This window comes from Pseudomonas sp. DW-iso17 (assembly GCF_058725345.1).
In genome coordinates, this window is record NZ_JBZXEA010000001.1 from 16,260 (window position 1) to 34,805 (window position 18,546).

Here is an 18,546-nt window from a genome sequence, read left to right on the forward strand (position 1 = left end):
CGCCTCGACTTTCAGTTTTTAACAGGTACCGACATGAGCAAACCTGCAAGCATGATCAACAACCCTATTCCGTGGCCTGGCGGCGCGCGATGCGCCGTGGCGATCACCTTCGACATGGACGCCGACAGCTTCCTGCACCTGCATCGCCCCGCAGACAGCCATAAGCGGGTCAGCACCATTTCAACCCTGCAATACGGACCGAAAGTCGGCGTACCGCGAATCCTGCAATCCTACCGGGACCTGGGTCTGAAACAGACATTCTTCGTTCCTGCCTGGTGCATTGAGCAATATCCGGCCGCGGTCGAAGCGATGGTCAAGGACGGTCATGAAATCGGACACCATGGCTACATCCATGAGCACGTCAACGAAATCAGCGAAGAGGAAGAGCTGTTCTGGCTGCGTAAATCTATCGATATCATCGAACGCCACACAGGCCAGAAACCCCGAGGTTTCCGCGCCCCGCTATACAACTTCTCGCCCGCTACCACAGACCTGTTGATTGCCGAAGGCTTCAAGTACGACGCCTCGTTGATGGGCGACGATATCCCGTACATCCTGCAAGGCAAAACCGGCCAACTGGTAGAGCTACCGACCCATTGGGCGATGGATGACTGGCCGCCGTACGTGCACATGAGCGACATCGACTACAGCATGCCGATCCGTTCGCCTCAGGAAGCCATCTCCGTTTACAAGGCCGAGTTTGATGCGATGTGGGAGCACGGAGGGCTTCTGGTTGCAGTCTGGCATCCGTTCGTAAGCGGCCGCCTCGCCCGCTGGCATGAGGCGGTGCGCTTCATTGAATACATGCAGGCCAAAGGTGGAGTGTGGTTCGCCACGCTGGAAGAAATCGCCGCGCATGTAAGTCAAGTACATGACCAAGGGTCGGCAAATCTGCGGGTGGAGCGTATGCCGCCGTACGACGGCCCCGTCAAGTTTGACAAATATTAGCCAAAACGCTGATTAGCGGTCGCCATCAGGCGACTGCCTGACCACCACAGGCAATTCCTTAAACCTATAAAAATACACAGTCAACTCACTTACCCACATGTCCATTTCGGCGACGAGTCGTTAACTACAACTGACAGAATTCGCAATTGACTAAAATGCCCGCGCGTCGAATTCACAGCAGCGCACTTCAACGTCGAGTATTAGAGGGTTACCTAGACAAAGCTGCTATTACGCCCAGCGATTTAACAAGTGGCCATTACGGAGCACCACCCCAATCACATTTTCTGGTACGGACGCCATGGCAGATGGGTAACAAAATGGACGCTCCATGCCCAAAATAAAAAAGCAAAAAGGCCGTTACGCATAGGCCCGACATGCAGGGTAAGATCAAGAGCCAAAACCTGCTAACAATCCCAGAACCAGATGATGCCGAATGTCGGCAGATTGCTGCAGAACGCGTCACTTATACCTTGAGGAGCGCTATCGATGGCGAAACTCCACGCGTCCCTCCACCCTGTCGCAGGGCGTTCGGTTGATGAACATCGGCCATTGAAAACCGTTGGTTTTTTGGTCATACCAAATTTCACCACTATCGGCTTCGCTTCCGCTGTGGAAACCTTGCGCATAGCCAATATGGCGGCGCGTCAAACGATGTTCCGCACGGTTATCATCGCTGCCAACATGGAGCCGGTCATGGCCAGCAACGGCATGCGCCTGCTGCCCGACTACACCATCACCGATGCACCAAAGCTGGATATGCTGTTCGTTGTCGGATCAAACCCTATCGTCTCTAATCACAGCAGCCTACCGCTACTCAACTGGCTCCGTAAGCTGGCGCATGATCAAGTGCCCCTAGGCGGGATTTGCACTGGAAGCCACTTATTGGCGCGCGCAAACTTACTTAAGGGTTATCGCTGCACTATTCACTGGGAAGACATCGAAGCTTTGAAGGAGCGTTTCCCGGGCATCATTATTTCCAATCAGTTGTTTGAGCTTGATCGCGATCGCTACACGTGCTCAGGCGGCGTGGCCTCTATGGACATGACACTGCAGTTGATAGCGCGCGAACCCGGTGGTCGCGAAATTGCAGCCCATGCAGCCGAGTTGCTACTGTGTGATCGGGTCCGGGGCGCGCAGGAACAGCAGCGTGTGCCATTACGACAGAAACTGGGCACCTCTCAACCTAAGCTCAGCCAGATGGTGGCAATCATGGAGGCCAATCTTGAGGAGCCGTTGGGCCTTGAGGAGCTCGCGCGATTGAACGAAGTGTCGGTACGGCACCTAGAGCGGTTGTTTCACAAGCACCTACAACGCACGCCGAGTCAGTATTACCTGGAACTGCGCCTGTCGCGAGCGAGACAATTGCTACTGCGCAGCGAGTCGCAAGTTCGTGATATCGCCCTCGCTTGCGGCTTTATCTCCCCTGCGCACTTCTCCAAATGCTACAGCCGTTTCTTCGGGATATCACCCCTCGGCGAACGCAAGCAAGTGGCTGCGATGCATTAATTTATAGGGCGTATCCTCATCGCAATGGCGACCGCGAGGACTCCACTGAACAGGCTATGCCCCCTATATATTGGGTTGTGACGTTCGGGTCAGTCTTGCAAAGCTTTATGCGCAGTCTCGCGGCTCGCCAGCATGGCAATTAACGCTACAGCGGCGGCCGCCAGCAGATACCAGGCTGGTGCCATTTTATTACCGGTCAGCTGAATCAGCCAAGTCGCAATAAATGGCGCCGTACCGCCGAACACCGCATTGGCGATATTGAAGCTGAAGGCAAAACCACTGAAGCGCACGCGGGTCGGGAATATCTCGGCGAGGAAGCACGGCAAGGTGCCGTCGTTCATCGCCAGGATCGCGCCGAAGGCTATCTGGATCATCAGGATGACGATCAGCGGCTGGTTGTTCAACATGCCGAACAGCGGCCATGTAAGCGCCAGAAACAGCACCGATGCGGTCAGCAACATGGCCTTGCGTCCGAACAGATCCGACAGCTTGCCCATCAGGAAAATCAGCCCGATGTAGGTCGCCAACGACACAGTCGACGCCATGAACGAATCGCTCTCGCTCATGCCCATCTCGGTAGACAGGTAGGTCGGCATATAACTGAGCAACAGGTAGAACGCTACCGCATTCAAGCATGTCACACCGATGCCGATAATCACGCTACGCCGGTGTAAGGTCAAAAGTTCGCGAACCGGAGCGTGGGTCGCGCATTCCTTGGCCTCGAGGCGTTTTTCCATCTCTAGAAATTTGGGTGTGTCTTGCAAACTCATACGGATGTAACGCCCGACTAGACCGAACGGCGCCGCCAGCAGGAAGGGCAAACGCCAGCCCCAACTGTGCAGATCCTCAACGCTCATCCACGAATGCAAACCGGCCACGAACACTGCGCCGAACAACAAGCCGGCAGCAGTACTCGCCGGCACGATGCTGGTATACAAACCGCGTTTACCCTCAGGGGCATACTCGGCCAGAAAGGCTGATGCCCCAGCGTACTCTCCGGAAGCGGAAAAGCCCTGAAACAAGCGGATTAGTAACAACAGAGCGGGTGCCCACAGACCAATATGGTTGTAAGTCGGCAGGATACCGATGCAGAAGGTCGAGATTGACATGATCAGAATCGACCAGGACAACGCGCTGCGCCGCCCGTACTTGTCTCCGAAGTGACCCCAGACTAGCCCTCCCAGCGGGCGAACGAAAAACGACAGCGCAAACACCGCGAAGGTTGCCAGCAGCCCGGTCGCCTTGTCGGTCTGCGGAAAAAACGTCAGTGCAATCACGGTTGCCAAATAGCCGTAGGCCGCGTAGTCGAACCATTCGACGAAGTTGCCCATGAAGCTGGCACTGGCCGCGCGCCGCAGTGCCTTGCGCTCGGAAATCCGTTCAAGCTGCTGTTCCAGGATCGGCGTCAGACTTGCGTTTTGGGTGCTCATTGCGCACCTCCGGGGGTAGAGGTGCTGTTATCGGAATGAAGAGGCAACGCTGTATCGCTACCAGAAGCGGTATGGAAATTGAACTGCTTCGAGCCCGTGGCCGGAATCGTGACGTAGTACATGACAAATACCCTCTATTGTTTTACTTGGCAGGGTTAAGGGTCAGTAAATGATGCGCGATATTATCGTGCACGCGTTGGTTTTTCCGGTTTAACTCAGCCGCCGGGACGGTATTTCCTATACTTTTACTATTAACAAAAGAAAACGCCGCACAGGTTCACTGTGCGGCGCGTAATCTCACTTCTTGATGATGTTATGTTCCGGGCCATACGGGAATTTGGTGATGTTTTCCCCGCCCTGCTCGTTGACGATCAATATGTCATGTTCGCGGTAACCGCCCGCGCCCGGAAGGCCTTCAGGCAGCATGATCATCGGTTCAATGGAAACCACCATCCCCGGCTCCAGTACCGTGTCAATGTCTTCGCGCAGTTCCAACCCAGCTTCGCGGCCGTAGTAATGGCTCAGTGTACCGAAGGAGTGGCCGTAGCCGAAGGTGCGGTATTGCAGCAGATCGTGCTCAAGGAAAATCTCGTTGAGTTGCAGAGCGATATCGCAGCAGCGCATGCCCGGCTTGATTAGTTTCAGGCCGGCCTCGTGCACTTTAACGTTCACTTCCCACAAACGGAGATGCTCGTCGGAGCAATGGTCCAGGAACATTGTGCGTTCCAGCGCAGTGTAATAACCAGCGATCATCGGGAAGCAATTGAGGCTCAGGATGTCGCCCTTGTTAACCTTGCGCGAGGTCACCGGGTTATGAGCACCGTCGGTGTTGATGCCAGACTGGAACCAGGTCCAAGTGTCCATCAGTTCGGAGTCCGGGAAGGTGCGGGCAATTTCGCGCACCATCGCCTGGGTAGCGTGCAAGGCGACTTCATACTCCGGCACCTGATCACGCAAGGCTTCCACGACTGCTGCGCCACCGATGTCTGCCACGCGGGCACCATGACGGATGATTTCATGCTCTTCGGCGGATTTGATCATGCGCATACGCATGCAAGGTGCACCGATATCCACCAGTTCGGCCTGCGGGTAACGACTGGCAAGTTTGTCGCGATTGAGCAGGTTCAGATGGTCAAATTCGATGCCAATGCGTCCAGCTTTCGGCAAAGCTTGCTGAATCGCGACGAAATAATTATCGCGCTGCCAGTCTGTGTAAATGATGTTCTCAGTGCCCACGGTGCGGCGCCAAGGCTGACCGCCATCGATGTTGGCGCTGATGGTAACGGCACTGTCTTGGGTAACGACCAGCGCGTACGGGCGACCGAAAGAGCAAAACAGGAAATCGCTGTAGTAGTTGATGTTGTGATAGGACGTGAATACTGCCGCATCAATATTGTTTTGCGCTAGATACGCTCGCAATTTGGCCTGTCGATTGGCGTACTCCTGAACCGAAAACGTCGATTTTACTTTTTCGCCGTTCTTGATCTGGATCGTTTTAGGCATTTGCATGTCATTTATCCTTGTCGTTGATTGAGCGACATAAGACGCCACTCTGGCTGGCCGCTGAACATCATTCGAACAGATGCGAACTAGGATTTTTTGTGCGAATCCGACCTGTAATTGGCCAGACCCGCTATTTTCGAAGGCGAACTCAGGCCTAATCAAAAAAAGTGCTCCACAGCGCGACGTTTTGGATGGCATACGTCCATCAACACTCAGCACGTCGCGCGTGAGGCTGCGACGGACAGGTTGTGCGGGCTATTCGACGCCAGGGGACGCCAGTCAAATCTCAGGCAACTACGTCATCATCTCGATACGTCGAGCTAGCTTGGAAAAGGCAAAATGTCTGGAGGTCGGTAATTGAACGTCGCCGATTTGTGACGTCAGCTTGGCTGATTTCGCGTGCGCCTTGATTAGTGAATTGCAACATCATCAGCCGCACTGACGCCAGATATAGATAGCACTACTTCCAGCAGACAGGCCTATCGGAGTTATGCGCGCCCAGCTGCCCACCATCATGACTTTGCCTTGTGGAGTAACATCAGACTACAGATTATTACGTAGGCGCCTGGAGCGGACAGGATCAAACATTAGCAGGCCGCCTGACCGCTAGCCTGTAGGGGTCTGCCAAGTGCAGCGTATTTGCGCTGTTATCGGTGATCAGAGCGAAAAAGCGCTTGAGTTCCGAGTAGCCCAACACATCTCAGATGTGCAGACCGGCTTCCAGAATGGGCGATGGATGCGATTCATTAGCGGATATCATGATATTAACGATAACATCCTTGCCGAGGCAGATCTTCATGCTAGCCCGATCAATCTCAGGATAAGGGTATGGCCACGGTGGTAGAGAGATTACCGAAACAAGCTTGGCGATGGATAATTTCGGTCTAGAAGTAAATAACATTGATATGCGAACGGTTGAGCACTTTCGAATCGGCCACACAAAACACCCAGGGCTCTGTCTCTTAAATCTACATCGATAAGCCACTTCATAACGGTTATCTGGAATTAAGTTCGGACCTGAGGGATCGTACCACTTGCGCCTAGTTTAACTGCCAGATTCTTTTCAACTTCTAACATCATGTATCCCCCATACTCTTGTGCTAGAAATTCGCACATGAGCCCTTGAACAGCTTGGCGGCCAATACATGTTAGGCGTCCACGGTCGACACAGAATGGCGCGGTGACAAACTTGATGTCTTTGTAAATACCGAGGTGCTGGGAGTATCCTATTTCAGGAAGGCTGCAACGAAAACCATTTAGCGCGCCACTCATTGCCAACAACCAGCCCGCACCGCCGAAGGCCCCCAGATCAACAGGCTCGGTGCTCCAATGGTCCAGCCGCTGCCTGATATCATCGTAATCCGTATCGGAATGTATATTCTCGGCGGTACACAGGATCAACACATTAAATAACTGCGCATGGTCCAGCCGAGTAGTTTCAGTAGCTATGCCGCTGCTTGCGTTAAGCGTGCCCCCTTCTAAACTGAGAATTTGCCATTCACAAAGCTGAAAGCCTGCTACATGATTAGCGGATCGTAGTGGCTGTATAGCATTCGCTAATGAATATAGGTCAAACCCCTCAGTGAGCAAGAACCCAACTTTCACAATATCCAAGTCACCTCCAGGAAATCTAGGCACTTTTCTGCATCCTCGGAACCATGCTCAAACGCGACACCGCACAATATAACATTTAGCAACTAATATTTCTGGAAAGAGATCAGACGATAGCTTGATCACAAAGTAAGACCATTGATGTAAATGCAATTCAATTTACACTGCCACCATTCTGCCGCTCATTCCATGACGTAAGGAACTGAAGTAAGCGAGGGCTGGTAGGAGCCCCAAATATCTGGCTAGGAGGTCCCTGTTCCTCTACGCGACCATCAGCGAGAAAGACGACTTTATCCGATACCTTTGCCGCGAATCCCATCTCATGCGTCACGATGACTAATGTCATACCTTCACTCGCCACGTCCTTAATGACATTGAGCACCTCTCCTACTAATTCGGGGTCTAAAGCTGAGGTAGGCTCGTCAAAGAGCATAATGCTGGGTTCCATCGCCAACGCTCTGGCTATTGCCACCCGTTGCTGTTGACCTCCGGAGAGTTGACTCGGGTAGCTTGAAGCCTTATGAGCGAGACCGACCTTTTCAAGCTGGGCCTCCGCCATCGCATATGCCGCAAGTTTCGGCATTTTTTTTACAAGCCTCAAGGGGGTGGCAATATTATCAAGAACACGCATATGTGGCCATAGATTGAACTGTTGAAAAACCATGCACACCTTGCGAAGCGAACTCTGGATTATGTTTTCGGGCAATTGGTACAAACCTCCAGTAACAGAGCTTCCGTAACCAATAAGGCGGTTATTTACCAGTACCTCACCACCGTCATATTCTTCAAGAAAATTTATACATCTCAGCAACGTTGATTTACCAGATCCAGAACCTCCGATGATGCTAACCACCTCGCCTTTCGCGACGGTGAGTGAAATGCCTTTGAGCACTTCATGTTGACCATAGCTTTTTTGCAAATCACGAATTTCTATAGCGTATGAATTGGACATGCATAACCTCAGCGCTGCAGATAATTTTTAAAATGCCGCTCAGCTCTGGAACCAATGCCAGCTAGTACAATGGCAATAGCCCAATACGTCAACGCCAATATCGTATATGGCTCCAGCATGGAGTAGCTCTGAACAGCAATTGTCATCGCCACGTTAGTTAACTCAGCGACTGTTATAATCGACAAAACAGACGACTCCTTTAGTAGAATTATCGTCTGCCCGACGACTGCTGGTACGCACCGAGCCATCATCTGCGGCCACAGCACAACGCGAAATACCTGGGTACCTGTCAGTCCCAGATCTCTTGCAGCTTCGAGTTGACCTTGTGGAATTGACTCACGTCCGGCACGAAATATCTCTGCAAAATAGGCTGCACCATACAACCCTAGACCTATCAATCCTACGGTTTCTGCAGTCCATTCAATACCTATGTATGGTCCCCCATAGAAAACCAAAAATAATTGTAGAAGAAGCGGCGTACCCCGAAAAACATTTAAATACAGCTGGTATAAAAAGGCAAATGGCTTGTTATCAGGCTTGTATAAACTCTGTAACACCAAGCCCAAAACCATCCCCAGCGCAATTCCCCCGATACTCATTTTCAGCGTAACGCAAATCCCAGCTAGGATTGAGCCACCGTACTCGTCAAACAGACCAATGCCGATCAAAGGCACCTCCTACGCAATTTTTAGCCTAGCTTCCAGCCAGTTACCCACCCGTCCAGTCGCCATTGTTAGAGCCAAGTAAAGCAGCCCGGTCACGATAAAGAATTCGATGGGGCGGTAGGTAGTTGAGGCAAGGGTTTGAGCTGTCCTCATAAGCTCATGTACAGCGACAGCAGAAATCAATGAGGAATTTTTAATGATATCGATAGTTTCGTTTACAAGAGCAGGCAACATGGCCTTCAACACTTGAGGTGTTTTAATATAAATCAATGCTTGCCAGCGCGACAGACCAAGATCTCTGGCCGCCTCAGTTTGACCGTATGGCAGAAGCTGGAAACCGGAGCGCAATATTTCACCTTGGAAGGCTCCACTGTTCAAAGTTAATGCGACAATCGCGGCCGCCAGTGGAGGTAAACTTATTCCGATAGAAGGTAGTGCATAAAACACTAGAACAAGCTGTACCAACAAAGGCGTGCCTCGAAAGAAGCTTACATAAACAGCGCAAAACATCCGGAGCCACCTACGCTCACTCATCAGACCAAGACAAACAGCCCAGCCCATCACCAGCCCTAACGCAATAGCGGTCAAAGATACCCATAGTGTGGTAAATAGGCCTGCCAAAAGCTGTGGCAAATAGTGGGCTGTAGCTGTTAAATCAAACATACCTAATTTTCCCGATTAGCATTACTGCATTCAGTTTATCGGTGCTGGAACAGCATCAGTAGGTAGAGGCATTTCGAAGCCGAACCATTTGCGCTGAAGTTTGGCTAACTCACCGCTTGCGTTCAGCTTTGCAATACCGTCACTAAAGAATTTAACAAGAGAGGCGCTGTCAGCATCTTTACGACCGGCCCACGCATAGTATGTCGGCGGTCCGAAGGGAGGCTGTACAATTTCAAATACATCTCCACGCTCCTTGATTAAAGGCGCGAGATTGGGTAGGGATTGAACGACTGCATCGACACGACGGGAGGCCAAAGCCGCATAAGCCTCATTATAGTCCATAAATGCCTTGATTTCTTTCACGCCCGAGTTCTTCGTCGGCTGTAGTACAGTCCGCTCATACTCCTTGAGCACGTCGATTTGTGGTGCCCCGGCTTGACTTCCTACTACCATGCCAATCAAATCTTCGGCACTATTGATCCGGGCGTCTCCTTTACGCTTCAATACTGCCACACTAGCAGTGGAGAAAGGCAAGGTAAAAGCAAAACTTTCTGCGCGCGCCTTAGTTATAGTAAGTGACGTGGCTACGAAGTCGAATCTTTTGCTGGATAATCCAGGAAGTATGCCCTGAAATGGAACATCTAATTGTTTAAGTTTAACCCCGGGCAAATCAAGCATAATCGCGTCGAGTAAGTCTTTCCCGTACCCGACAATTTTACCGTCCTCGATCATCTCAAAAGGCGCATAACGTGCTTCGGTTGCGACGACAATCTCGCCACGCCCCTTGATGTCAGAAAGTAAATCAGCCTTAGCCTCAACAGCTGCAAAGGACACTAAAGTGCCAACTAACAATGGGGTCAGCAGCGAGTACAGTGGTCTCATGACGCGATCCTTTCGATGAGTTACGAGTAGAAGTGGGCGAACCGGTTGGCGTTCACACAGCATGTCCACAACCGAAATCATGAACAAACGGCTATTTTTAACGTCGACTCATTAGGTTTACTAATGTCGGCATGACTCATGCTTGTACCGGTAAAATCCCAACAGCTGGAGCCTCGTCATGTCTCGTGCCCTACCTTCTCTTGAGGGATTGCGCTACTTCGATGCTGCTGCACGGCACTTGAGCTTCACTCGCGCATCAAAAGACCTGTTCCTTACACAAAGCGCTGTAAGCCAGAAGATTCAAGCGCTTGAGCAGGAACTGGGCTATGAGCTTTTTTATCGCCTGCCTCGGGGTTTGAGGCTTACGCAACGCGGTGAACGCTTGCACGTCGGAGTCGACCAAGCGTTGAGGCTTTTAGGAATGACTTTGCACCAAATTGGAGATGAAGAGCTAAGTGGCACGCTAAAAGTGCGCGTTATGCCCTCCTTCGCTAGCAAGTGGTTGCTGCCGCGGATGCCATCCTTCAATCAAGCCTACCCTGGCATACAGTTGGAGGTAGAAGCGGATCTGAGTACCCCTAATTTCAATAGCGACGGCGTCGACTTGGCAATCAGCTGCGCTTGGACTGACAATGCCAAACTCTCTCAGCTACACCTATTCGATGACCTCGTTTATCCAGTAGCCAGCGCGGATTTGTTGGCACGAGTAGAAATCAAAGATTATGGTGATTTGTGCCAGACAATCTTGTTACATGACTCTATGCCTCACGCTGCCTACAGCACCAACTGGGACGCTTTTTTCTCCCGGCACAGCCGCTACGATATCAATACCCGTGGAGGCTGCTCATTTTCACGGGCAGACCTTGTGTTGCAGGCGGCTTGTGATGGTCAGGGGGTCGCGTTAATGCGGCATTCGCTGTGTGCAAAAGAGATAGCAAACGGTACCTTGGTCAGGCCGTTCCCTGAGGTAATGCAAGATGGCCAAGTATGGCTAGTGCACCCCAGCATTCATGAAGACCGCCCTCGGGTTCAGGCGCTAAAGAAGTGGATCAAGAGCGAGGTGGAGCAGCATCTGTCGCAGCGGCGCTTGAACCTGGGCAGCTAGATATCTGTCTCAGCCATAAGCTCTGCTAATAGTACGAAATTAAAAATCGTCATTTGTTCCTATTGGGCGTGAAGGAGATGCTACGCGCTGCCTTCACTAGACAGGAACCTCGGCATGAGCATGCCTAATTACATTACACTTCAAAATGGACCTAAAACACGGTCTACTTTCAGTGTGAAGGAAATGTCCCGACGCCTTCAGCTGTTACGTCAGCATATGACCAGCACCAGTTTGGACGCCATTGTATTGAGTTCAATACACAACATAAACTATTTTGGCGACTTCCTCTTCTGCGAGTTTGGGCGTAGCTACGCATTAGTAGTAACGCACGATAGCTCCATTCTTATCACAACCAATATTGATGGAGGCCAAGGTTATCGCCGCAGCTGGGGAGATAATCTTGTCTATACAGACTGGGAGCGTGATAACTATTTCGTTGCTCTACGTAAAGCAATCCCATTAAAATCTCGCCGTATAGGCGTAGAGTTCGATCATCTATCCCTCGATAAATTTCGCAAGATCGAAGCCGCTCTTGATAATGCGGAACTGGTTGACATCGCGCCTGGCACCAACCGTATTCGTATGTTCAAGTCAATCGAAGAAATCCAGCTGATTCGTATTGGTGCAGCGGTAGCGGACGTAGGAGGTGCGGCTTGTTTAGACGCGATATCTGAAGGTGTGCCTGAGTACGAGGTAGCCATTGCGGGGACGTCTGCAATGACTAGGGAAATTGCTAGGCGTATGCCTTACTGCGAGTTACGCGACACGTGGACGTGGTTTCAATCCGGTCTGAACACCGATGGTGCACATAATCCCGTTACCAGTCGTCGAGTTAAATCCGGGGATATACTTTCAGTTAACTGTTTTCCGATGATCGCAGGCTATTTTTCTTCATTAGAACGAACGGCTTTTTTGGGTGAGCCAAATGCCCAGCAGCGTCGCATATGGGAAATCAACTGCAAAGTACACCAACGCGGGCAGGAGATAATCAGACCAGGGGTTCGTTGCTGCGATATTGCGGCAGAGCTAAATGAAATCTATCTACAAGCGGATCTGCTCAAATATCGCACATTTGGTTACGGTCACTCAAATGGAGTCCTTTGCCACTATTACGGACGGGAGGCTGGGCTCGAATTGCGCGAAGATATCGAGACGGTGCTAGAACCGGGCATGGTGGTATCGATGACACCAATGGTAATGCTACCGGAAGGTACGCCAGGTGCTGGGGGATATCGAGAGGGCAGCGTGCTCATTGTAAATGACAGGGGTGCGGAAAATATTACGAAATTAGGCTCTGGGCCTGAGCACAATATAATCAATCTTCCCTAGCAATTAACGTCCAGAGCGGTTCAATTGATCAAGAAGTTCCAAACATCAAGAATCTGCATCATTGATTAATGATATCTGCACCTCTGGGTCATGTGGAGGATACCTAATCAGAACCCGAATTTTTGGTTAAGAGACCGAGATTGTGGCTCTGGATTGCGTAAAAACATCGATTGCTACTCGGGTATTGCTTTCTGGTAGCACTCGAAATTAAATGACCTCACCGATTTGGTCGATGGAGGAAACAGCTAGCATGAATCGCTAGTTTGAATATTGATAGTCGGTGAGAGGCCTATCCATTAGGAATGGAGGTCCGTCACGCTATGGCTATTAATGTTTTTAATTCGCATAGCAAAAGCTTCTATCGCCCTATAGATGCAGCATTGCGCTGGTGCAATCTCACTCGCTACGAAGCCCAAATTATGCAGGCGGATTGGTCTCGTCCTGAGAACCTTGCAACCCTCTTTCCCCAATGGCCCAATCTTCACATCGCTGTCGAAAGGATTTTAGACGCCATACGCAATGGAGAACTGCCGTACGGCTGCCTCGGCGTTTCTGTTCCTTTGGGAAGCTACGTAGAGCCCTATCAGCTGACCATACGCCATTCAGACTTACGCCGCTGGATGGAAATTCATTATCCCGACCATAAGCCCAGCTTTTTATTCGAGTCCGGTGAGGATACATCTGCAAAGGTCAGTCTCGGAACGTTTCTTTCAGTGAAAGCAGATCGAGACGAGTTATCGAGAGCGTTGAAAGCGCAACAGCAACACATTCAAGAAATCTTGGGAGAACTCCAGTCGATTGGACTTGAAAGAGATGATCTCAAAGCCTTGGCCAAAACGAATGGTCAACTCAGCGAGCGTAGTGAACTGACCTATCACAATATGATCGGGGCATTGGTCAGCCTTCTTTTGGACCATTCGCCCGCCGGAAAACCTCTTTCGGTATTCACGAATCAAGCAGCCATCGTCGACGCCATTGTCGCCCGTCACAAAGATGTGCCCGGCCTCAGCAAGCGGACGCTGGATGAAAAGTTTGCCGTGGCCAATCGTAGCCTCAAGAAAAACAACTGATCCAGTCAATTGCGTTGCAATGGGCTTGATTGCAGTGCAATGACTCAGCCGCGCTAGTGCGATTCAATCCAAGTCACTTCCCACCACGCGCCAACAGGCGCCAGGAGTGACTAGCATGTCCAACCCATCGGTACCCGCACTCGAAGCACCTCAACCCCAACGCCACATCATGCGACGTGACGAGGTTGAACTAAAAACCGGCTTCAAACGTGCGCATATTTACAACCTGATGAAGGAAGGCAAGTTCCCGCGGGCGAAGCGTATCGGGCTGCGCGCAGTCGGCTGGGACTCTCTGGAAATCGAACACTGGATTGCAGAACGCCTTTCACAACAGGAGTGAGGGTGATGCACGTGGTCTCGGTGGTTTCCACCAAGGGTGGTGTAGGCAAAACTACAGTAGCGGCGAACCTCGGCGGCCTGTTGGCCGATGCTGGTCTCCGTGTTCTGCTCTTGGATCTGGATAGCCAACCCACCCTCTCCAGTTATTATTCATTGAGCCAGAAAGCGCAGGCAGGTGCGTACGAGCTCATTGCACTCAATCTAACAATACCTGAACGAATAATTTCTAGGACTGCAGTCGTCGGTCTCGACCTGATTTTCTCTAATGACGATCAAGGTCGACTGAGCACTTTGTTGCTACATGCCCCTGACGGACGACTACGCCTACACAATTTGCTCAACGATTTGCATCTCAATTATGACCTGCTTTTGATTGATACTCAGGGAGCCCGCGGTGTGCTGTTGGAAATGGCCATCTTGGCCTCCGATCTCGCCCTCTCTCCCATCACGCCGGAAATGCTCGCTGCCCGCGAAATGCGTCGGGGCACCTTAAAACTACTGAGTGAGCTCGAACCGTTTCGTCATCTAGGCATCGACCCGCCGCCGTTGCGGCTCTTACTGAACCAAGTGAACGTCAATCGAGTGGACACCCGGATGATCATCCGAAGCCTGCGCGAGAATTTCGCAGAGGCTACCAATATCTCGGTTCTAGACACCGTAATCCCGGACCGGGTGGCGTACCTCAATGCCGCCTCCCTCGGCTTACCGGCCCACCGAATAGATGCTCGCCCGTCGAGTAAACGCCGACGCTCGCAGTCTGCGCTAGAAGTAATGCAAGCGCTGGCAATCGAATTATTCCCGGAATGGCGCGAAGCGATCTCATCGGTAATGAGGTGTGCGGAGTCTCGATAAACCAAATCGCCCAATTAGCTTTTTCACCGAATTATTTTTGTTTGATCGACCTTGAAGCCATCAGGGCTTGGTAAGGAGTTTTCTAATGTTGGATCAGTTTCCTATCGTTGTTCAGCCTTCCATTCGACCACACGACGCGGCTTGCGGGGAGTGCTGCACTTTAGTTTTTCGTTTGCAAGGGGGGCGCTCGGCCATGTTGTGGTTCCTCGCAGAACTCTCCCAACATTTCGAAGGTTCAGGGACTGCCGAAATCGTGAAATTCGAGGTCGGTGACCATTTGCGTAGCCGGCGTTAACCGAGGCGGTTCAGATGAAGAAGCTCAGTCAGGAGGAAATTACCGACAAGCTGCACCAGGACCACTTCACTCAAGGTCCTGGACTGGAGCGACTGTCCGATCCCGTCATCGACACTCCCATGCTGGTCACTCTGGAACAGTTACGTCCCTACGAACACAACCCACGCTTCATTCGTAACCCGCTTTATGACGATATCAAGGCGTCGATCCGTGAACGCGGGCTGGATCAACCGCCACCGATAACCCGCCGCCCGGGTGAAACCTCTTTCATCATCCGCAACGGCGGTAATACGCGCTTAGCCATTCTCGGCGAACTGTGGCAGGAAACTCGCGACGAGCGTTTCTTTCGGATCCACTGCCTGTTCCGACCTTGGGGCAATGAAATCACCGCCCTACTCGGCCATTTGGCGGAAAGCGACCTGCACGGTCAACTCACGTTCATCGAACGGGCGCTGGCAGTAGCCAAACTCAAAACCATGCTTGAGTCCGATGGCGCAGATCTATCACAACGGGAGCTGGCTCGACGTCTTGCCGCTGGAGGCTATCCGATTTCGCAGTCGCATATCAGCCGTATGCTGGACACCCTCGAACACTTATTGCCCGCCATTCCACAAACTCTGTATGCCGGATTGGGTAAGCCTCAGATAGAGCGCCTGATCGGTCTACGTAGTCAGGCTGAGCGAACCTGGAATCGTTATCCAACCGCTGCCGTTTCATTTGCAGAGTTCTGGCTAGAAACCATGGGCTACTTCGATGGCGATCCTGAATCTTTTGATCTTGAGCAGATCCAGGACGAATTGCTCGAACGCATGAGCCACCTGCTTGGACAGTCCTACCGTATGCTGGCCCTGGAGCTGAGCGATACCCAACGGGTCGTCGCCACGCCTGGGGCTGTCACCACCACGCCTCCAGAAAACAGCCATCGGCCAAGCGTGCATGAAACTGCGGCAGAGTCGCCCTCCTCCGACGCTAATCCCGAATCAACTGATGCCCAGAGCAAGATAGAACCAATTTCAGAAGAACGGCTCACAGCCCCCGAAAAAAATACTTCACCTGCGGTCAGTCATCTATCACGCGTTCAACAGATTCGTGAGCAAATCGATCGCGAGATCTCCACCGAGCCGACGTCTCCAGTCGAAACCTGCCCAATCGACGACCTTTGGATCATCACACCACAGCTGGATACACCTGAACAACTGCGTTTAGCCATTGCTGGACTGGCTCGAGAAATGGCGGCCTATGCCGGAGATGCCGAGAGCATCATTGATCAAAAGCGTGGCTTGGGCTTCGCCCTGAACATTGAGCGACTCGATCTTTCAGCGCCTCGCTCGACGGGCGTTCACCTAATGCTCCTGGCCCTGTTACGGGCTCAAGACGAGGTGAACTGGGAGGATCGCAAGCAAATCCCCTCCGCACTGTTCGGGCAGTTGTTGCTGGGGGTCTATCAACTCCCTCTACCAGATAGACCAGTCACGGACGTGGGCCTGGAGCGACTGCCTGACAGTATGCTAATCAAACTGTTTCGCCTGATCCGCTTGGCCCGGCGCCTAATCGACTTAACACTCATCTTTGAAGACAAAAACTCACCGGAGGAGCTGAGATGAATTTGTCCTTCAATATGCTCAATCAAGCCATGCTAACCCAGGTACTGCACGAACTACGCCTGGGCAACCTGCAACGCTGCAAGGCACTTGGACTGAGTGAGGATGACATCTTCATGCTGCAATCCTTACCACCGACCACGTTATCGCGCCTGGCCCATGCCACTGTCCCTTGGCTTGAGGTCAAGATTGACTCGCCGGTGCTGCATCGTTTGATCGAACAAGCTGAACGTGATGAACAGAACGAACGGTTGATCAACCGAGCGCTCAAACTCGGCGCCAGCAGCACCATTATGTACCAGTGTTTTGGCTTGGCGCATTCGGAAACAGCCATGCGTCGGCGTCTACTCAAGATAGAAACTCGTAAAGGCCGCCCCCAACATTTAAGCGAAGCGCAGGAGTATGCGTTGTGGCAACGTTGGTGCCAAATACGAACAGAGGACGGCACCGAGGATAAACTCGACGCTATGATGATGCTTGCCGAAGAACAGCAGATCAGCTTGACCATCGTTTGGCAGCAAATCGACCAGTACAGCAACAAAACATGAATGCTGTTCCTGCCAGTCGCTGGCAACGTGTCCTGCAGCAATGCACACAGCAGCTGCATGAGCGCTGGCCAGCCCGCCCTGCCACTGAACAGCCCTCCAATCAGGCTCTACAGGCTGGCTTTCTGTTCAGTGGCCAATCACACGAAGTCGTGCCGCGTCGCCTGCTGTTGGATAGTCGGCTGACGCCACTGGAACGTAATGCCTGGCAAGTGTTTCGACTCATGCTGCAAGGCCAGGGCGTGGTCACGCCGCGCTATGAGGATCTGCAGCCTTACTTATCGAGTGTGCCCTACGGCGCCTTAGCCTCCCGTGAAACCATTGCTCGGGTGTTGACGATGCTCAGGTTGACGCGCTGGCTCAGTTTGGTGAGTCGCGGACGCGATCAGCTCAGCGGACGTCTCCAAGGTTCTCTGTATGTCCTGCACGATGAGCCGTTAACCCCCGCCGAAGCCTTGGAACTGGATCAGGATTACCTGGCGCTGGTCGGACATGCCCTCGGTCATGCCACCAAGGCGGTGCGTATTGTCGCCCAGCACGTTGTGGAGGAAGTCCGCCAAGACACGAATATCGATCAGGATCGGTTACCGACGCGGCTCGACAGTTGGGGCGAACTTTGGGCGCAGCAAGGATTGGATCCGGCAACCGATGCCACTCTGCACGATTCCGAACGGAGGGAAGATGCCCTCGTTCGGAATCGTGCAGGCCCTCGTTCGGATTCCGAACCGAGTCTGAACGCCAGTGTTTCCCGCACCGTTCGGAATCCGAACGCCGCCTGTACTGTATTAAAAGAAAGTATTTGTACAGTACCGCGCGCGACCCCAGCGGTGGTTAACCTGCACTGGCCTGCTGCGCTGCACCTGAGCCCAAACGAGCGTCAGGCCATCGCCGTGGCGCTGAACAAGCTCAAGCCCGCGGATCGGCAGGCGGTGCTCAACGAAGCGGGAGCACGCTGTACGGCCGGCGGTATCCGCAAGCCAGCGGCGTATCTGATGGGTCTGATCCAGCGTGCGCTGAAAGGTGACTTTCGTCCTTGGGCAGGTCAGGCCGAACCGTCACCCATTGCAGAACCGCCCCCACCCGCCCCCTCGCGGCCATCTCGACAACAGGGCGAACCCGCGTCTGCCCTTGCCCAAGCGTGCCTGAATGAGCTGCGCCAACTGCGTGGCAAACGCGGTGGACGTCAGTAGATTTGATGCCAGTGGCATCAAATCCAGGGAGTTCCACTCTACGAACACATCGGACCATAC

Annotated in this window: 18 protein-coding genes; 11 read left to right on the forward strand and 7 right to left on the reverse strand. The window is 52.4% G+C overall.

Features of this window, described 5'->3' with window-relative positions; translation table 11 throughout:
• Positions 1–33 precede the first annotated feature (33 nt).
• Entirely contained in the window at positions 34–948 is a 915-nt protein-coding gene (locus tag AC4PS6_RS00085; protein WP_223816864.1) for a polysaccharide deacetylase family protein, read from the forward strand.
• A 486-nt stretch (positions 949–1,434) separates the two neighbouring features.
• Entirely contained in the window at positions 1,435–2,454 is a 1,020-nt protein-coding gene (cahR, locus tag AC4PS6_RS00090; RefSeq protein ID WP_169864294.1) for a transcriptional regulator CahA, read from the forward strand.
• Between the two features lie 89 nt (positions 2,455–2,543).
• Here the strand turns inward: cahR and AC4PS6_RS00095 are convergent, their stop codons facing one another.
• The 7 genes from AC4PS6_RS00095 to AC4PS6_RS00125 all read right to left on the reverse strand — a co-directional run bounded on the left by AC4PS6_RS00095 (position 2,544) and on the right by AC4PS6_RS00125 (position 10,160).
• Positions 2,544–3,884 (reverse strand): MFS transporter, encoded by a 1,341-nt coding sequence (locus AC4PS6_RS00095; protein ID WP_042558386.1) that lies wholly within the window; start codon positions 3,882–3,884, stop codon positions 2,544–2,546.
• Positions 3,885–4,181: 297 nt separating this feature from the next.
• Positions 4,182–5,393, reverse strand: a complete 1,212-nt coding sequence (gene creA, locus AC4PS6_RS00100) for a creatinase (protein WP_042558385.1) — start codon at positions 5,391–5,393, stop codon at positions 4,182–4,184.
• A 999-nt stretch (positions 5,394–6,392) separates the two neighbouring features.
• Positions 6,393–7,001 (reverse strand): type 1 glutamine amidotransferase family protein, encoded by a 609-nt coding sequence (locus tag AC4PS6_RS00105; protein ID WP_052491505.1) that lies wholly within the window; start codon positions 6,999–7,001, stop codon positions 6,393–6,395.
• Positions 7,002–7,152: 151 nt separating this feature from the next.
• Positions 7,153–7,950, reverse strand: a complete 798-nt coding sequence (locus tag AC4PS6_RS00110) for an amino acid ABC transporter ATP-binding protein (protein ID WP_042558384.1) — start codon at positions 7,948–7,950, stop codon at positions 7,153–7,155.
• A gap of 8 nt (positions 7,951–7,958) precedes the next feature.
• Positions 7,959–8,618 (reverse strand): amino acid ABC transporter permease, encoded by a 660-nt coding sequence (locus AC4PS6_RS00115; RefSeq protein ID WP_042558383.1) that lies wholly within the window; start codon positions 8,616–8,618, stop codon positions 7,959–7,961.
• A gap of 9 nt (positions 8,619–8,627) precedes the next feature.
• Positions 8,628–9,278, reverse strand: coding sequence for an amino acid ABC transporter permease (locus AC4PS6_RS00120; protein WP_042558382.1), 651 nt, complete (start codon positions 9,276–9,278; stop codon positions 8,628–8,630).
• A gap of 30 nt (positions 9,279–9,308) precedes the next feature.
• Positions 9,309–10,160 (reverse strand): transporter substrate-binding domain-containing protein, encoded by an 852-nt coding sequence (locus tag AC4PS6_RS00125; RefSeq protein ID WP_042558381.1) that lies wholly within the window; start codon positions 10,158–10,160, stop codon positions 9,309–9,311.
• Positions 10,161–10,338: 178 nt separating this feature from the next.
• On the opposite strand from AC4PS6_RS00125, the gene AC4PS6_RS00130 reads away from it, so the two are divergent.
• From AC4PS6_RS00130 to AC4PS6_RS00170, 9 genes are all read left to right on the forward strand, one after another.
• Positions 10,339–11,265, forward strand: a complete 927-nt coding sequence (locus tag AC4PS6_RS00130; RefSeq protein ID WP_042558380.1) for a LysR substrate-binding domain-containing protein — start codon at positions 10,339–10,341, stop codon at positions 11,263–11,265.
• Positions 11,266–11,379: 114 nt separating this feature from the next.
• A complete protein-coding gene (locus AC4PS6_RS00135) occupies positions 11,380–12,594 on the forward strand; it encodes an aminopeptidase P family protein (RefSeq protein ID WP_042558379.1) in 1,215 nt (404 codons plus the stop codon).
• A 320-nt stretch (positions 12,595–12,914) separates the two neighbouring features.
• Positions 12,915–13,664 carry a caspase family protein gene (locus tag AC4PS6_RS00140; RefSeq protein WP_042558378.1) on the forward strand — a complete coding sequence of 250 codons (750 nt, stop codon included), beginning with the start codon at positions 12,915–12,917 and terminating at the stop codon, positions 13,662–13,664.
• 115 nt (positions 13,665–13,779) lie between these two features.
• Positions 13,780–14,004, forward strand: a complete 225-nt coding sequence (locus AC4PS6_RS00145) for an AlpA family transcriptional regulator (RefSeq protein WP_042558377.1) — start codon at positions 13,780–13,782, stop codon at positions 14,002–14,004.
• Between the two features lie 5 nt (positions 14,005–14,009).
• Positions 14,010–14,855, forward strand: coding sequence for a ParA family protein (locus AC4PS6_RS00150; protein WP_169864291.1), 846 nt, complete (start codon positions 14,010–14,012; stop codon positions 14,853–14,855).
• A gap of 85 nt (positions 14,856–14,940) precedes the next feature.
• The gene (locus AC4PS6_RS00155) at positions 14,941–15,150 is read left to right on the forward strand and encodes a hypothetical protein (protein WP_042558375.1); all 210 of its coding nucleotides are present in this window, start codon (positions 14,941–14,943) and stop codon (positions 15,148–15,150) included.
• 14 nt (positions 15,151–15,164) lie between these two features.
• Entirely contained in the window at positions 15,165–16,754 is a 1,590-nt protein-coding gene (locus AC4PS6_RS00160) for a ParB family protein (RefSeq protein WP_042558374.1), read from the forward strand.
• On the forward strand, positions 16,751–17,299 hold the full coding sequence (locus tag AC4PS6_RS00165; protein ID WP_169864290.1) for a DUF2857 domain-containing protein: 549 nt from the start codon (positions 16,751–16,753) through the stop codon (positions 17,297–17,299). The genes AC4PS6_RS00160 and AC4PS6_RS00165 overlap by 4 nt, the downstream gene beginning before the upstream one ends.
• Complete coding sequence (locus AC4PS6_RS00170) at positions 17,296–18,486, forward strand: STY4528 family pathogenicity island replication protein (protein WP_131672194.1); 1,191 nt, start codon at positions 17,296–17,298, stop codon at positions 18,484–18,486. The genes AC4PS6_RS00165 and AC4PS6_RS00170 overlap by 4 nt, the downstream gene beginning before the upstream one ends.
• The last annotated feature ends 60 nt before the right edge of the window (positions 18,487–18,546 follow it).

Excerpts from the sequence above, each read along its gene's own strand:
- cahR (WP_169864294.1), top strand. The coding sequence starts at position 1,435 with ATGGCGAAACTCCACGCGTCCCTCCACCCTGTCGCAGGGCGTTCGGTT.
- creA (WP_042558385.1), bottom strand. The coding sequence starts at position 5,393 with ATGCAAATGCCTAAAACGATCCAGATCAAGAACGGCGAAAAAGTAAAA.
- AC4PS6_RS00135 (WP_042558379.1), top strand. The coding sequence starts at position 11,380 with ATGAGCATGCCTAATTACATTACACTTCAAAATGGACCTAAAACACGG.
- AC4PS6_RS00170 (WP_131672194.1), top strand. The coding sequence starts at position 17,296 with ATGAATGCTGTTCCTGCCAGTCGCTGGCAACGTGTCCTGCAGCAATGC.
- AC4PS6_RS00160 (WP_042558374.1), top strand. The coding sequence starts at position 15,165 with ATGAAGAAGCTCAGTCAGGAGGAAATTACCGACAAGCTGCACCAGGAC.
- AC4PS6_RS00155 (WP_042558375.1), top strand. The coding sequence starts at position 14,941 with ATGTTGGATCAGTTTCCTATCGTTGTTCAGCCTTCCATTCGACCACAC.
- AC4PS6_RS00150 (WP_169864291.1), top strand. The coding sequence starts at position 14,010 with ATGCACGTGGTCTCGGTGGTTTCCACCAAGGGTGGTGTAGGCAAAACT.
- AC4PS6_RS00125 (WP_042558381.1), bottom strand. The coding sequence starts at position 10,160 with ATGAGACCACTGTACTCGCTGCTGACCCCATTGTTAGTTGGCACTTTA.
- AC4PS6_RS00095 (WP_042558386.1), bottom strand. The coding sequence starts at position 3,884 with ATGAGCACCCAAAACGCAAGTCTGACGCCGATCCTGGAACAGCAGCTT.
- AC4PS6_RS00130 (WP_042558380.1), top strand. The coding sequence starts at position 10,339 with ATGTCTCGTGCCCTACCTTCTCTTGAGGGATTGCGCTACTTCGATGCT.
- AC4PS6_RS00140 (WP_042558378.1), top strand. The coding sequence starts at position 12,915 with ATGGCTATTAATGTTTTTAATTCGCATAGCAAAAGCTTCTATCGCCCT.
- AC4PS6_RS00085 (WP_223816864.1), top strand. The coding sequence starts at position 34 with ATGAGCAAACCTGCAAGCATGATCAACAACCCTATTCCGTGGCCTGGC.
- AC4PS6_RS00165 (WP_169864290.1), top strand. The coding sequence starts at position 16,751 with ATGAATTTGTCCTTCAATATGCTCAATCAAGCCATGCTAACCCAGGTA.
- AC4PS6_RS00120 (WP_042558382.1), bottom strand. The coding sequence starts at position 9,278 with ATGTTTGATTTAACAGCTACAGCCCACTATTTGCCACAGCTTTTGGCA.
- AC4PS6_RS00110 (WP_042558384.1), bottom strand. The coding sequence starts at position 7,950 with ATGTCCAATTCATACGCTATAGAAATTCGTGATTTGCAAAAAAGCTAT.
- AC4PS6_RS00145 (WP_042558377.1), top strand. The coding sequence starts at position 13,780 with ATGTCCAACCCATCGGTACCCGCACTCGAAGCACCTCAACCCCAACGC.